General features: G+C 45.6%; 14 protein-coding genes. 5 read left to right on the top strand and 9 right to left on the bottom strand.

What is annotated here, in order from left to right; genetic code table 11:
• Nucleotides 1-8: 8 nt before the first annotated feature.
• The 4 genes from thiS to MKY93_RS01435 are packed head-to-tail and all read left to right on the top strand — an operon-like array spanning nucleotide 9 to nucleotide 2246.
• Nucleotides 9-215, top strand: a complete 207-nt coding sequence (gene thiS, locus MKY93_RS01450) for a sulfur carrier protein ThiS (RefSeq protein WP_445683472.1) — start codon at nucleotides 9-11, stop codon at nucleotides 213-215.
• Entirely contained in the window at nucleotides 212-985 is a 774-nt protein-coding gene (locus tag MKY93_RS01445; protein WP_340757996.1) for a thiazole synthase, read from the top strand. The genes thiS and MKY93_RS01445 overlap by 4 nt, the downstream gene beginning before the upstream one ends.
• Nucleotides 982-1998: a ThiF family adenylyltransferase gene (locus MKY93_RS01440; protein ID WP_340757994.1), complete on the top strand. Its 1017-nt coding sequence runs from the start codon at nucleotides 982-984 to the stop codon at nucleotides 1996-1998. Before MKY93_RS01445 ends, MKY93_RS01440 begins: the two co-directional genes overlap by 4 nt.
• A gap of 26 nt (nucleotides 1999-2024) precedes the next feature.
• Nucleotides 2025-2246 carry a hypothetical protein gene (locus MKY93_RS01435; protein ID WP_009766487.1) on the top strand — a complete coding sequence of 74 codons (222 nt, stop codon included), beginning with the start codon at nucleotides 2025-2027 and terminating at the stop codon, nucleotides 2244-2246.
• A 69-nt stretch (nucleotides 2247-2315) separates the two neighbouring features.
• Here the strand turns inward: MKY93_RS01435 and MKY93_RS01430 are convergent, their stop codons facing one another.
• From MKY93_RS01430 to MKY93_RS01415, 4 genes are all read right to left on the bottom strand, one after another.
• Nucleotides 2316-2996, bottom strand: a complete 681-nt coding sequence (locus tag MKY93_RS01430) for an ABC transporter ATP-binding protein (RefSeq protein ID WP_009766488.1) — start codon at nucleotides 2994-2996, stop codon at nucleotides 2316-2318.
• Nucleotides 2997-2999: 3 nt separating this feature from the next.
• The gene (locus MKY93_RS01425) at nucleotides 3000-4070 is read right to left on the bottom strand and encodes an ABC transporter permease (protein ID WP_340757991.1); all 1071 of its coding nucleotides are present in this window, start codon (nucleotides 4068-4070) and stop codon (nucleotides 3000-3002) included.
• A gap of 16 nt (nucleotides 4071-4086) precedes the next feature.
• A complete protein-coding gene (locus MKY93_RS01420; RefSeq protein WP_340757988.1) occupies nucleotides 4087-5379 on the bottom strand; it encodes a globin-coupled sensor protein in 1293 nt (430 codons plus the stop codon).
• A gap of 121 nt (nucleotides 5380-5500) precedes the next feature.
• Entirely contained in the window at nucleotides 5501-5938 is a 438-nt protein-coding gene (locus tag MKY93_RS01415) for a hypothetical protein (RefSeq protein WP_340757986.1), read from the bottom strand.
• Between the two features lie 125 nt (nucleotides 5939-6063).
• Here MKY93_RS01415 and MKY93_RS01410 point away from each other — a divergent pair, with 125 nt between their 5' ends.
• Nucleotides 6064-6945, top strand: a complete 882-nt coding sequence (locus MKY93_RS01410) for a MerR family transcriptional regulator (RefSeq protein ID WP_340757984.1) — start codon at nucleotides 6064-6066, stop codon at nucleotides 6943-6945.
• On the opposite strand, the gene MKY93_RS01405 is transcribed toward MKY93_RS01410, so the two are convergent.
• The 5 genes from MKY93_RS01405 to MKY93_RS01385 all read right to left on the bottom strand — a co-directional run bounded on the left by MKY93_RS01405 (nucleotide 6942) and on the right by MKY93_RS01385 (nucleotide 12374).
• Entirely contained in the window at nucleotides 6942-8354 is a 1413-nt protein-coding gene (locus MKY93_RS01405; protein ID WP_340757982.1) for a cryptochrome/photolyase family protein, read from the bottom strand. The two genes, MKY93_RS01410 and MKY93_RS01405, sit on opposite strands and share 4 nt — an antisense overlap.
• A gap of 83 nt (nucleotides 8355-8437) precedes the next feature.
• Nucleotides 8438-10123, bottom strand: coding sequence for a DUF2207 domain-containing protein (locus tag MKY93_RS01400; protein WP_340757980.1), 1686 nt, complete (start codon nucleotides 10121-10123; stop codon nucleotides 8438-8440).
• Nucleotides 10124-10182: 59 nt separating this feature from the next.
• The gene (locus tag MKY93_RS01395) at nucleotides 10183-10677 is read right to left on the bottom strand and encodes a DUF1648 domain-containing protein (protein WP_176132532.1); all 495 of its coding nucleotides are present in this window, start codon (nucleotides 10675-10677) and stop codon (nucleotides 10183-10185) included.
• 17 nt (nucleotides 10678-10694) lie between these two features.
• A complete protein-coding gene (locus MKY93_RS01390; protein WP_340757977.1) occupies nucleotides 10695-11081 on the bottom strand; it encodes a hypothetical protein in 387 nt (128 codons plus the stop codon).
• A 96-nt stretch (nucleotides 11082-11177) separates the two neighbouring features.
• The gene (locus MKY93_RS01385) at nucleotides 11178-12374 is read right to left on the bottom strand and encodes a class I SAM-dependent rRNA methyltransferase (protein WP_340757976.1); all 1197 of its coding nucleotides are present in this window, start codon (nucleotides 12372-12374) and stop codon (nucleotides 11178-11180) included.
• Nucleotides 12375-12393: the final 19 nt, after the last annotated feature.

Genomic DNA, 12393 nt, shown 5'->3' with positions numbered 1-12393 from the left:
GGTGTTCATTGAGCAAAACAATTGATTTGAACGGTAAGTCGTATTCGGTTGTACCTGAGGTGGAAACAGTTCAGCAGTTACTGGAGCATTTGAAGCTTGGCGACAGAATTTTGATCGTCGAAAAGAACAAGGAAATTCTGCAGAAGGACAGTTACGATGCACCAATTATGGACAGAGATCAAATTGAAATCATACATTTTGTTGGAGGCGGATGAGGATGTTACAAATAGCAGATAAAAGGTTTTCTTCACGTTTATTGTTAGGCACAGGGAAGTATCCTTCATTTGAGACTCAAAAAAAGGCAGTTGCGGTATCAGAGACAGAAATCTTAACATTTGCGGTGAGACGGATGAACATTTTCGAAGAGTCTCAGCCCAATTTCCTGGAGCAACTGGATTTAGAGCACTATACATTATTGCCAAATACAGCAGGCGCAAGCACAGCGGAGGAAGCGGTGCATATCGCTAAGCTGGCGAAAGCATCGGGATTATGTGATATGGTAAAGGTTGAGATCATTGGCTGCAGCCGTTCTTTGTTGCCTGATCCAGTGGAAACGTTGCGTGCATCTGAAATGCTGCTTAAAGAAGGTTTCATCGTGCTGCCTTATACGTCGGATGATGTGGTGCTGGCACGGAAACTTTGTGAATTAGGCGTTCATGCCATCATGCCGGGCGCCGCACCGATTGGTTCAGGTCATGGAATTTTGAATCCGTTGAATCTTTCTCTAATTATCGAGCAATCAAATGTACCGGTCATTGTGGATGCGGGCATTGGTTCACCGAAAGACGCGGCATACGCAATGGAGCTTGGAGCGGACGGCGTGCTATTGAATACAGCGGTTTCCGAAGCTGCAGACCCTGTTAAAATGGCAGAAGCGATGAAATTAGCGATTGAAGCGGGACATCTTGGCTATCAAGCAGGACGCATGCCGGTAAGAGACTATGGCGTCGCGAGCAGCCCGCTAGAGGGGCTTGTGCCAAATTGATGAGCAAATATTCACGCCAAGAGCTGTTTGCACCCATCGGAGTGGACGGCCAGCTGCGGATACGGGGGGCCAAGGTGTTCGTCCTCGGTGCCGGGGCACTTGGTTCATCCGGAGCCGAAATGCTTGTACGAGCAGGTGTTGGTGAATTAACAATTGTAGATCGCGATATTTTGGAATGGTCCAATTTGCATCGTCAGCAGTTGTACGCTGAGCAAGACGTTGTCGAGCAATTACCGAAAGCCGCCGCTGCGGAAAGACGACTGCGCCAGATCAACAGTGATGTGAAAATCCGAGGAGTCGTAGCAGATGTGACGCCAGAAAATGTGCTGGAGTTATTTGAAGACCATGACATGGTGCTCGATGGCACAGATAATATTGAAACGCGATTACTCGCAAATGACGCTTGTCTACAATTAAATATTCCTTTTTTTATGGGCGCTTGTGTGGGGAGCTATGGATTGACGTTTCCTATCGGAGTTGCCGAGGAACAGCCTTGCTTGCATTGTCTGCTCGAAGCGTTACCCCCACAGTCCTTGACTTGTGACACGGTCGGCGTAATCAGCCCGATTGTCGTGACGACTGCTGCACGCCAAGTTGCACAGCTGCTGAAGTATGTAACAGGAGCGGAATTGGATCCACGCTTGGAATCCACGGATTTATGGACAGATGAACGTGCATCGATGGAAGTCAAAAGCATGAAGAAATCTAGTTGTCCAAGTTGTTCAGCACAGCCAAGCTATCCGTTTTTATCAGCTTCCGAAGTCGTTCGAACAGCCGTGCTATGCGGACGCGACACTGTGCAGCTGACTTGGCCTAAGAACCGGCAAGTGGAACTCGCTCCATTTGCTGACTCGATACGCGAGACGGTCTCGAATTTATTGCATAATCCCTATTTGGTATCTTGTGAATACAATGACCACCGACTAGTTTTATTTCGCGATGGCCGCATGCTAATCCACGGCACGAAAGATATCACAGAAGCCCGGAAGATTGCGGCAGGTTTATTGGGATGACGAGTAAAAAAAGAGGAGCCAGGTAAATGAAAGAGTTCAAAATTACGTACTTTTTTGACGAAGATCATTACATTCGACGATTTGTTCATTTGGATTCCTTTGAAGAAGCAAAAAGTCTAGTCCACGACGAGCGCGGGCAGTATGTTGCTTTTTTTGACAGCCGCGAAATATATCATGAACTGGACACTAGCAATGTAAGAGTCGTGCAAATTTCTGAATACCACCGTGAGAATAAAGCCGAACGCTAAAAAACTATGCATCCGTGCTGGATGCATAGCTTTTTTTATTGGTGCAATATAGTTTATGAGCATTTCCGGTTATTCATAAGCGGTCATATCCAATTCCAGCACACCGTCTGTCATTCGATAAACTTTATCAAAATACTTAATGAGCCGGATATCATGCGTCACGACAATGGTTGCTGTCTGCTTCGATTTTGTTTCGTGTTGCAGCAGTTCCATCACTTCGAATGCTCGATCTGAGTCGAGTGAAGCGGTCGGCTCATCGGCTAAAATAATCGCTGGATTACTGAACAACGCCTTGGCGATTGCAACACGTTGCCGTTCCCCGCCCGACAAATCAGAAGGATAACTCTTACGCAACTTCGTAATACCCAAGTCTTTATACAGCTGTTGCCGTTCATCATTTGGCATATTGCCTTTCTTCACTTTATTCAGCAATTCAAGTTGCTCATCGACTGACAGGAACGGCACCAAATTGGATGCCTGCAAAATGAAGCCAATTTCCTGCAGACGAATTTTGGAGCGCTGTTTTTCATTGAGTTTCGACAATTCATTGCCATTGATGATCACTTGGCCCTCACTTGGTGCCTGCAGCCCGCCTGCTATAGTCAGGAATGTACTTTTTCCAGAACCGGAGGGCCCGATGACCGCGACCAACTCGCCTCGTTCCACTTTGAAATTGGTCTCTTTCAACGCTTCGACCAATGTATTCCCTTCGCCAAACGTCTTTTTCGCATTTCGTAGTTCCAGTACCATCGTTTACCCTCCTATCGCTTCAAGCGGATCAATCCGAATGATCGTCCAGACCGATATGACTGCACCTAAGATCGCTACTGTGATCAAAATGAGTCCGTAAATGATCATCGTCTGCAAATCAAATTGGACAGGGACCGCACTCGGCAAGAAACTTCCCGCAAGCCATGTCAATCCGAATCCGACCACGACACCGATTGTCGCCAGTATAAAAGTCTGCGCGACAACAGATTTCGCTAAATAGCCACTCGAAATACCTTGAGCTTTCATCAATCCGAACATGCTGATCTTCTGCACTGTTAGCACATAGAGGAAAATCGCCACAATCGCAGCAGAGATGATGAACAGGAAGTAGATCATGTACGTCAACGTCATGTTCTGCTCGGTATAGCCCGGTAAATTTTTAATAAAATTTTCTACTTCTATGATTTCCAAGTCTTCTGGCACTTTTAATTTGCTCCAATTGGTGTCTTTCACAACGATTGCGTTGACTAAATCGGCATTTATCTCTGCAGCATCTCCAAACTTGAGATGCTGTAAATCATCTAAGTCGATATACAGTACAGGTGCTGCGTTGAAACGTGCCTGATCGGTGAATCCGATAATCTCAAGCTTCGTATCGGACGATGACAATTCAAGCGTGTCGCCGATCGCAAAGCCCTCGTCTTTCAATACATCCGACGCAATGACGCCGTTTTCTACGGAAAACGCTACCTCCCCTTCGCTCACTTTCGGCATAATGAAACCTTCCGGCTCGATCCCAAATAGAACGACATTTTTCTTCACCTTGCCATTATCCGCAATGGAGCCCATCTGACCGATGACTGCTGTTTCCTTCGCACCCAGTCCGTCAGCTTCTCCCTTATCCAATGAAGATTGATAAAGACTTTTATCCGATTCTTCGGTCAGTACAACTGCTTGCGCATGCCATTTATCAACTGCTTCCCTATTCATATTCGCCAGCCCTGCGGCGAGCCCTGATAAGAAAAACACTAAAAAGGATACGAGCAATAAAATTGAAGTGATCAATAAAAATCTCAATTTATTTCGTTTGATTTCGCTCCATGCTAAAAACATCTGCTTTTCACTTCCTTTATAAAACGTCTATTGCTTCTTCCAATTCATAAGATGTCGAGACTACCTCTTTTGACACGCCGCCGATCGATGTGATGACTTCGCGCAGGCTTTTCATATGATCGGAAAAATGGTTGATATCTTGAATCGTCAAATGGACGGTACCCGTAATATTCTGCAAAGTCTCTTTGGATGACTCTGTCTCTTTCATCCCCATATCCGCGAATTTTGTCACATTCTCGATCGCCTGATGTACAGCCAGCGTTTTCAACTTTGATTCCGCTACGAGTTGAGCAATCGTATCAGTGGATCGCTTGGTCTGGTCGGCTAAATTTCGCACTTCATCCGCCACCACGGCGAACCCTTTTCCGTGAACTCCCGCACGTGCTGCTTCAATCGCCGAGTTGAGGGCCAATAAATTGGTTTGATCCGCTATGGTTTTCACCAATCGTACAACTTCCTCAATTTGCATGGAGGCTTGATTCAGTTCGTCAATCAGCACCGCCATTCCTTTCGTTTCTTTGACAATCGTTTCCGATGTATAGACGAGCTGCCCCATCTGCTCAACTCCTGACTGCGCATGAACCGCTGACATTTCAGAGCGAATTATACTTTCCTTTATTTTACTGTCAAGTTCTGCAGATCGCTCCACTAAATCTTGCACGACCGAATACGTAGACTCGGATTTCTTCTCAATTTCCAACGCGATACTGCCAATATGCTTCTTCACCTCCGCTTTGATTTCCTGTTGCTGCATGCGCATCGCTTCATTCGTACTTTTCTCAAATGCTTCCAATACGAGCTGCTTCTCGAAATTCAAAACTTTACTTAAAGCCACAATCATTTCCTGCTCTTCACTTCGTTCCAATTCCAATGAAAACAATATGTCCAGCATCGTCGCATGCAAGTTCTGGAACGCTGCAACGTACCACTTCGGTTCCAACCCGATACGCAAATGAGACTGCGCGACTTTATTCCGATTGGCCAGATACGCTTCATCAATGACTCCATCAAATAAGCCGCCTAAATGCGTTGCCAATGTCTTGCTTAAATAATCCCTGTTGCTGTGCTCCTGAATCGTGTCGGATAAATGCGGGACAGCCGTTACACTTTCATAGAACGCATTGACAATATCATGCACCCGGTTTTGCATTGGTTCCTTCAAGGCCCGCAATAGCTGCAGATCACGCTCTTTCAACTTAATAGCATCCAACTGCAGCTGAACTTCTCTGGTGGATACTTGCAGTTTAATAGGGATGGTGGAAATAGACGGTACTATTGAAAGCGGTTGATGTTTTTTCGTGATCCACATGGGGCTGACTCTCCTTTTTCTTAAACGCATCTATACGCTGTTCAATCTTTGTATAATGTTTGTTAAAACTTAGTATACATAGATCTGGAGAAAAATGCTAGAGATCAGAGTAAGTTTCTATTTACTTTATGCGGCTTCTTAATAATATACCCACTAATACACCGAAAATCACATGTGCAGCCGTCCACCAAAACCATGCGGATATACTCGTTATGCTTGGTGTACGTTCAGAAAAGGATGTAGTAGGATACAATAGAAGACCTATCACCACATTTACGATAAGAGAAAAGTAAATTATGCGTTTCTTGGGAATCCTCTCGCTTTTTGAATAGATGATTGCCAAAATGATGCACAATATAACAGAAACAATCAAGTGGAAAAGCACTTCAATTGATTCAGGGAAATGATACTCTTTCATTATTGGTATATAATCAACATTCAAGAGAAGTGTATATACCTGATGACCCGTGACGTTCTGCATCATTCCCAGAAAAAGTGCCATTACCATACCGGATAGAAAGCCGATCCATGTCGCTTCCATAACTATTCTACTGTTCATTTAGACACCTTCCTATGCAGTAAAACTAGCAGGTTTGACTCACCACGTCAAATCTATGTATAATGTTATAAGGAGAGAAATGTACGGTGCGTAGATAATCACTAGTTGAAGAAAGGTTGTTTGCTGTGAAGCCCTTATCTGAAAAACCTACCTATACAATTAAACAGGTCGCGGATCGAACGGGCTTGTCGAGGCAAGTCCTGAGGAAATGGGAAGAGCGCTATGAAGTCGTGGTGCCGCAGCGGCTGGCGAACGGCTACCGTGTCTACCGCGAAGAAGACGTTCAGCTCTTTTTGCTGATGAAACGCTACTCAGAAGAAGGATTCGCTCTTTCTCAAGCGGCAAAAATGGCAAAATCTAAACGGACTTCCGCCCAGGAATCCGAACCTGAGGACACATACCAGGACACCATTTTGCGCGAACTCCTGCATCACGGCACAAACTGCGATGAATTGGAATTAAATCTTTTATTGCAAACGGCTTACCACCGATTAGGATTGGAGCTATATCTGCAACAAATCGTCATTCCTTTTTTGAAGAAAGTCGGCGATAACTGGGAAAGCGGTACGTGGAGCGAATATCAGGAAGCCCTATCCAGTCTGGTTGTACGAGATCAGCTTGTTCAGGTACGACGCAACTTCCAATACCGAGAAGGCTCTCCTATACTGCTGGGTGCTTGTCTGCCATTTGAATTACACGAAATTCCTGTCCATATTATCTTGCTGCAATTAATGCTCCGCGGCTGGAGGACCGTCATGATCGGCGCCTCGCCTGCTCTCGGAGCCATTCAGTCATTTGTGGAAAAAATTCGTCCTGACAAAGTATTGCTGTCCGCTTCCACCACTTTGCCTTTTGAAACACATCCGGGTTTTATTGCAGAACTGGATCGGTTCGCAGGAAGCTGTCCCGATATCAAGTTTTATTTAGGGGGACACGGATCCCTTCTTTTATCCGATCAACTAAAACTGACCCATATACATCTCATCGAATCCATCGATGAAGTTTAAGAACCGGCAGGCTTCCTGCATAAATCATATGCCTCCAATGCACGGGCGCGGGCGGCTTGATGGTCGACAATCGGCAGAGGATAGTTGCCTCCCAACCTTACACCTGCCGTTGACAGGACATCCGCAGGGGCTTCTGCCGGCCGGAACACAAATTTCTCCGGCATACTCTCCAACTCAGGCAGCCATTTTTTCACGTACCCAGCCGCCCCGTCGAACTTTTCGCCTTGTACTGTCGGATTAAAAATTCGGAAATATGGCGAAGCATCACAGCCGCTTCCTGCCACCCATTGCCATCCCATCGCATTATTGGCCGCATCCCAATCCACCAGTGTCTGCTCGAACCAAGCTTGTCCTTCCCGCCAATCCACCAGTAGATGTTTGACCAGAAATGAAGCGGCGACCATCCGCACACGATTATGGATATAGCCTGTTTCCCAAAGTTCCCGCATGCCTGCATCCACTAAAGGATAGCCGGTCCGTCCCGTTTTCCAGGCGGCCAGGTGTTCAACCGCCTCATTCCAAGGAAAGCGTTCAAATTCAGGACGTATGGGCCGTTCAAGCATCTTCGGAAAGTAAAGCAACTGGTAGTGAGCGAAATCTCGCCATGCCAACTGCCGTAAAAATGCTTCCGTCTGATCATCTCCGATAAATTCTGCCTGATGAAGAGCCGCATGCCATAACGAGCGGACACTGATATTGCCGGCAGCCAAATAGGGAGATAACCGGGACACATGAGGCTTTGCAGGGATGTCCCTTCCCTCTTTATAGGAACTCAATCCTTGCCCGCTGAACGTTTTCCAGCATTCAATAGCGGCTGCTTCTCCAGGACGCCAGTAGTATATAAACTTTTCATGCCAAGACGGTCCAGGCAACAAATCCCACTTACTATCAGGCAAAGAAGCAAGCAACGTGGAAGATGCCAGCATGTTGGGAACTGGCAATGATTGCTCCACTCGTTCTTGACGCAGACGTTTCCAGAAGGGCGTGAAAACTTTATACGGTTCACCTGTTTTATTGAGAATCAACGTCGGCGGTACTAGCAACGTCCCTTGATGGGAACGGACCTGCACTTCTAAATCCAAGAAAGCAGACAGCACATCCCGTTCCTGCCGGCGGCTCGCCGGATCGTAAAGTTCATTGAAAACGATACCTTCCGCTCCGCTGTCTCGTTGAACGGCAAGCAGCTGTCCAACAGGAGACCCTTTACGTACAATCAATTGTATTTGACGTTCCGCAAATTTCTTTTGCAGTTCCAATAAACTATGATGCAGCCACCAGTCCGATGCCTCTTGACGTGATTCCGGCAAAATGAAAACCGGCACCACTTCTCCATGGGCTGCCGCCTCTACTAATGCTGGATGGTCATGCAGGCGCAGATCTTTCCGGAACCAGACGATTGTTTTCCCCATGTTTCCTCTCCTTCTTCATTCGGCTGTTGATGACAGGATCTCCAACACCTGTCGTGCCTAAACGCCACCTTCTGCTTTAGGTCTTAAAAAGCTCCTGACCCTCCTCCGCCGCCACCCGTTCCACCGCCCCCGCTGCTTGAACTGCTTGGTGCGTTGGAAGATACGTTAGAAGAAGCCTGATTGAATGATCCCGACAAGAATACAGGATTGTAGACTAAGCTGCCTCCAATGCCGTTATCTGCATACTGATTTTGGTTGAGGCGTTTTTGAATACTTGCAAACTCTTCATAATAGGATTCAAGCTCAGGATGTTTTATACCGACTCCATAGACGAGGACGCGAAACCTATCATCGGTGGATAGCGCTTCCCATTTTTCCGTGTTCATATCATTCATCCAATTCTCTACTTGCATCCATTCCATAAGCATGAGAATACCTGCAAAGTTGTGAGGACTATAGAATAAAATGAATACCAGGGTATACAAGGCGAGGATAATCGCCGTGAACATCAGAATATACAGATCATACGCGCCGAAAAAGATAGCGAGTGTAACGCCTGCCAAGCCTAGTAGGGCGAGGATCCAACGTAGCCTTGCGCTCGATTCTTTCAAGTCATATTGCTTCATTTCATGCTTCAGTAATTGCTGCCACATCGTAAACGAATTTTGGAATGTATCATAATTTTTCTCGTCTTTCGTGTAAGCTTTCAACTGTGACAATGTGAAACGCTCATTACTGCCCACTTGAAAGAACAAAAGCTGAATCAGTTGTTGCTCATGATCATGGTCCACGTTGGCGTCCACTAACTCAAACTTTTCGTCTGACAATTGACGCACATAGCCTTTGCGGACCAAATCTAATAGCGCCGCTGACATTAATTCGACAGTTGCCGCGCCTTTTTTGAAGAATAGAGTGGCTGGCAAGCTCATGTCATAAGCAGGAACGAAAAAGCCATGGGAACTGATTTGCGCTTGAGCGTCCTTAACATATCTGTTTTTTCTAGATCTGACCACCGCACTGATCAATACGACAATTAGAAGCCCCGCTCCTAACGTGATGCCTCCAAATGTCTTTGTCCGTTCTCTGTTGGCAGCGTATTTTGCTCGTTCGATTTCCTGAAGCTTTCGATCTGCTTCGACATCCGGCCGGATTTTTCCATCCATCGCCTTCATCCCTGGAAATAAAGAAGGTTCGTAGACGACACGAATATCACCGTTTTCTCCCGAGTCTACTTCACCGAGAGCAAATACCACACTGCCGTCTTCTTGAAGAGATCCCTTGTTTTCCGCGCTATGATAGCCCAGAAAACTTGCATTATTTGCACGGTCAGGAGGCGTAACGTTGATCGTCATGTTGCCGTAGTCTGTTTCATTGCGGTCATCGAAGAACGGCCAGTAAAATTCCGCCCCATCTTCGTATTTTTTCATTCCATCTTTAATTTGGTAGCGCAATTCAAAGTCAATCGTTTCTTTCTTCCCTTTACGGTGGGCTCGATATTCATCATTCTTTTTCTCGACTTTTAGTCTATTGCCATTTTCATAGGCTTCAAACTGTACGATAGAAGCGCCGGTTATCGGTTTGATTTCACGGATGATTCCGTTAAATTTCGAATCGAATTCATAGGTGTGTTGCTCATTTACCAGCACAGTGCCGTCCGGTTGCAATTGGGCGTTGATTTGCACATTCGGTATTGTAAAGTCGACTGCTTCTGCTGGCGCGGGGAATAGAATGAATGTGAGCAAAGCAACAAGTAGAAGTTTCCATTTCATTAAAATCACCTCTTACCATTTGTATACGGTAAGAGGTGCGAGTAGGTTTCATAGATTACCTATAGCTTCATCATTCGATAAAAATAATACCCAATCGAAATGAACAAGACAGCCAATATGCCGATGAAAATGGGCATGTTCAGGGACTCGGTTCGTTCCAATGCGATGTCAGTCAATTGCCACATGATAAACACCATCAAAAGCGTGGACATGTTTTTCGTGACATTCATAAAAACCATGCCGTAGCGGTACTGTATTTCAACATTATCAGGGCGCAAATTAATGTAGTTGTACAAATGCGGGTATTTTTCCAAAACCCACAGACCGATCCACAAAAAGATGGCAATAGCTGGCAAGATGAATAGCTCGAATTTAGAACCCCATCGATCCACTTCTCCATTTGCGCCGAAATGGGCCGGAATTTGGTCGGGCAGGCGATTCCAATGCAAAAGTAAATAGACTAGACACGCTGCGAATAACGCGACAGTCAGCACATCGAAGGCCTTCGCAAAACCTGGTTTCGGTATGTTCAATTTCGGTTTTTCTGTCTCCACACCGTCACCTCCCTCGCTTATGACTCCGGATTGCTCGTCATTTCAAAGACATCGAATACATCCTGATGAATATTCAATGACATAATTTTGCCGTTTTTCTCATAGAAATGAATCGTTCCTCTGCGCTCATCGACCAGCTCTGTCCAGCCCCATTCTTCAATAGTTTCCAGATAATGAGCGGGTGGATTGCCATCCTGATCGCCTATTCCCTGCAACTTGTATTTCGCTGCTTTTGAAATTTCATCGGTACAATCTTCCGGCTTCACTTCATAGGCATTTTTCGGTACAGGAAAACCCTGATTTATGACCGCCATCCGATAACCGTCTTCTTGACTGTAGACATTGGAGCAACCCGCAACGATTAGCACACCCATTGAGAACAGTAACGCAAGCAACTGTTTCATCTAATTTACCTCCCGTTTCACAACTTGTTACCACAAGCGTACTAGGAAATATTGTCATTGTCATCCGACGGTTTTGTGACGGTTCCATCTAACGAATCACTTCAATTTCTGCACAATAACGACTTTCAGGTAATTGAACTCAGGATAGTCACGCGGGGTACGGAAATCCTTCGGTAATGAAGACTCTTCCAGTACTTTATAGCGCATATTCGTCTCTTTAAATGCTTGGTCAATGAAGCCTTTGAATTTTTTCATGCTGAAGCTCGCATTGTTCGTGGATGCTACGATGATGCCATTCTTCTCCGTTACCGCGATCGCTTCCTTCATGAGCATCGGATAGTCCTTCGCTGTACTGAACGTATACTTCTTTGATCGCGCAAAGCTAGGCGGATCAAGCACGACGAGACCGAACTTCATGTCATGACGCTTGGCATAACGAAAATAGTCGAAGACATCCATCACTTTGATGTCCTGTTGTTCATAATCGATACCGTTGACGCTGAACTGTTCAATCGTTTTTGCTACACTTCGCTTAGCCAAATCCACACTCGTCGTTTTGGTCGCACCGCCTAAAGCCGCTGCCACTGAAAAAGCACCAGTATATGAGAAAGTATTCAATACTTCCCGACCTTCCGCATACTCATCACGAATCGCTTCCCTGACATCTCGCTGATCAAGGAAAATCCCAGTCATCGCACCGTCATTTAAGTCAATTGCAAACTGCATGCCATTCTCCTTGATAATAATCGGAAAATCACCTGGTGTTCCCTTAACAAAATCATCCTGCTCCACATACTGACCTTTCGAATCAAAGCGCTTCTTCTCATAAACCGCCTTGTATTCCGCTCGTTTGTCGAGCACATTGTAAACGTGGTGACGAAACGCGTAAATTCCTTCGCTATACCAGCTGACCATATAGTAGCCATCAAAATAATCGATCGTCAGCCCGCCGATTCCATCGCCTTCTCCATTGAATAAACGAAACGCAGTAGTGTCGGGATCTTCCATATACGATACACGACGTTCAAATGCTGTAGTTATTTTTTTGTCAAAGAAATCAAAATCGATCTCTTCATTTTCATTATCCGTCAGCACCCAGCCGATACCTTTATTTTGCTTACCATAATAACCCTTCGCCAAAAATTTATGATAACGGTCCGTCAATCGCAGCAAACTGCCTTCCTCCGCATGAACTTCACTCGTCATCACAGCATCTTTCAAAATCAACGGATAACCCTTCTTTAAAGCCACTGTCCCTTGTGCATTTAACTGTATTTCAACTAATTTACTCATATCTTCATCCTTAGAATGT

It is taken from the genome of Sporosarcina sp. FSL W7-1283 (assembly GCF_038003105.1).
Lineage (GTDB): Bacteria > Bacillota > Bacilli > Bacillales_A > Planococcaceae > Sporosarcina > Sporosarcina newyorkensis.
Note: the sequence above shows the minus strand (reverse complement) of the source record. Positions and strands in the feature narration are given on the sequence as shown.

Bases quoted from the DNA above. Each gene is read 5' to 3' on its own strand.
- MKY93_RS01390 (WP_340757977.1), bottom strand. From the start codon at position 11,081: ATGAAACAGTTGCTTGCGTTACTGTTCTCAATGGGTGTGCTAATCGTT.
- MKY93_RS01415 (WP_340757986.1), bottom strand. From the start codon at position 5,938: ATGAACAGTAGAATAGTTATGGAAGCGACATGGATCGGCTTTCTATCC.
- MKY93_RS01420 (WP_340757988.1), bottom strand. From the start codon at position 5,379: ATGTGGATCACGAAAAAACATCAACCGCTTTCAATAGTACCGTCTATT.
- MKY93_RS01400 (WP_340757980.1), bottom strand. From the start codon at position 10,123: ATGAAATGGAAACTTCTACTTGTTGCTTTGCTCACATTCATTCTATTC.
- MKY93_RS01430 (WP_009766488.1), bottom strand. From the start codon at position 2,996: ATGGTACTGGAACTACGAAATGCGAAAAAGACGTTTGGCGAAGGGAAT.
- MKY93_RS01425 (WP_340757991.1), bottom strand. From the start codon at position 4,070: ATGTTTTTAGCATGGAGCGAAATCAAACGAAATAAATTGAGATTTTTA.
- MKY93_RS01445 (WP_340757996.1), top strand. From the start codon at position 212: ATGAGGATGTTACAAATAGCAGATAAAAGGTTTTCTTCACGTTTATTG.
- MKY93_RS01385 (WP_340757976.1), bottom strand. From the start codon at position 12,374: ATGAGTAAATTAGTTGAAATACAGTTAAATGCACAAGGGACAGTGGCT.
- MKY93_RS01405 (WP_340757982.1), bottom strand. From the start codon at position 8,354: ATGGGGAAAACAATCGTCTGGTTCCGGAAAGATCTGCGCCTGCATGAC.
- MKY93_RS01435 (WP_009766487.1), top strand. From the start codon at position 2,025: ATGAAAGAGTTCAAAATTACGTACTTTTTTGACGAAGATCATTACATT.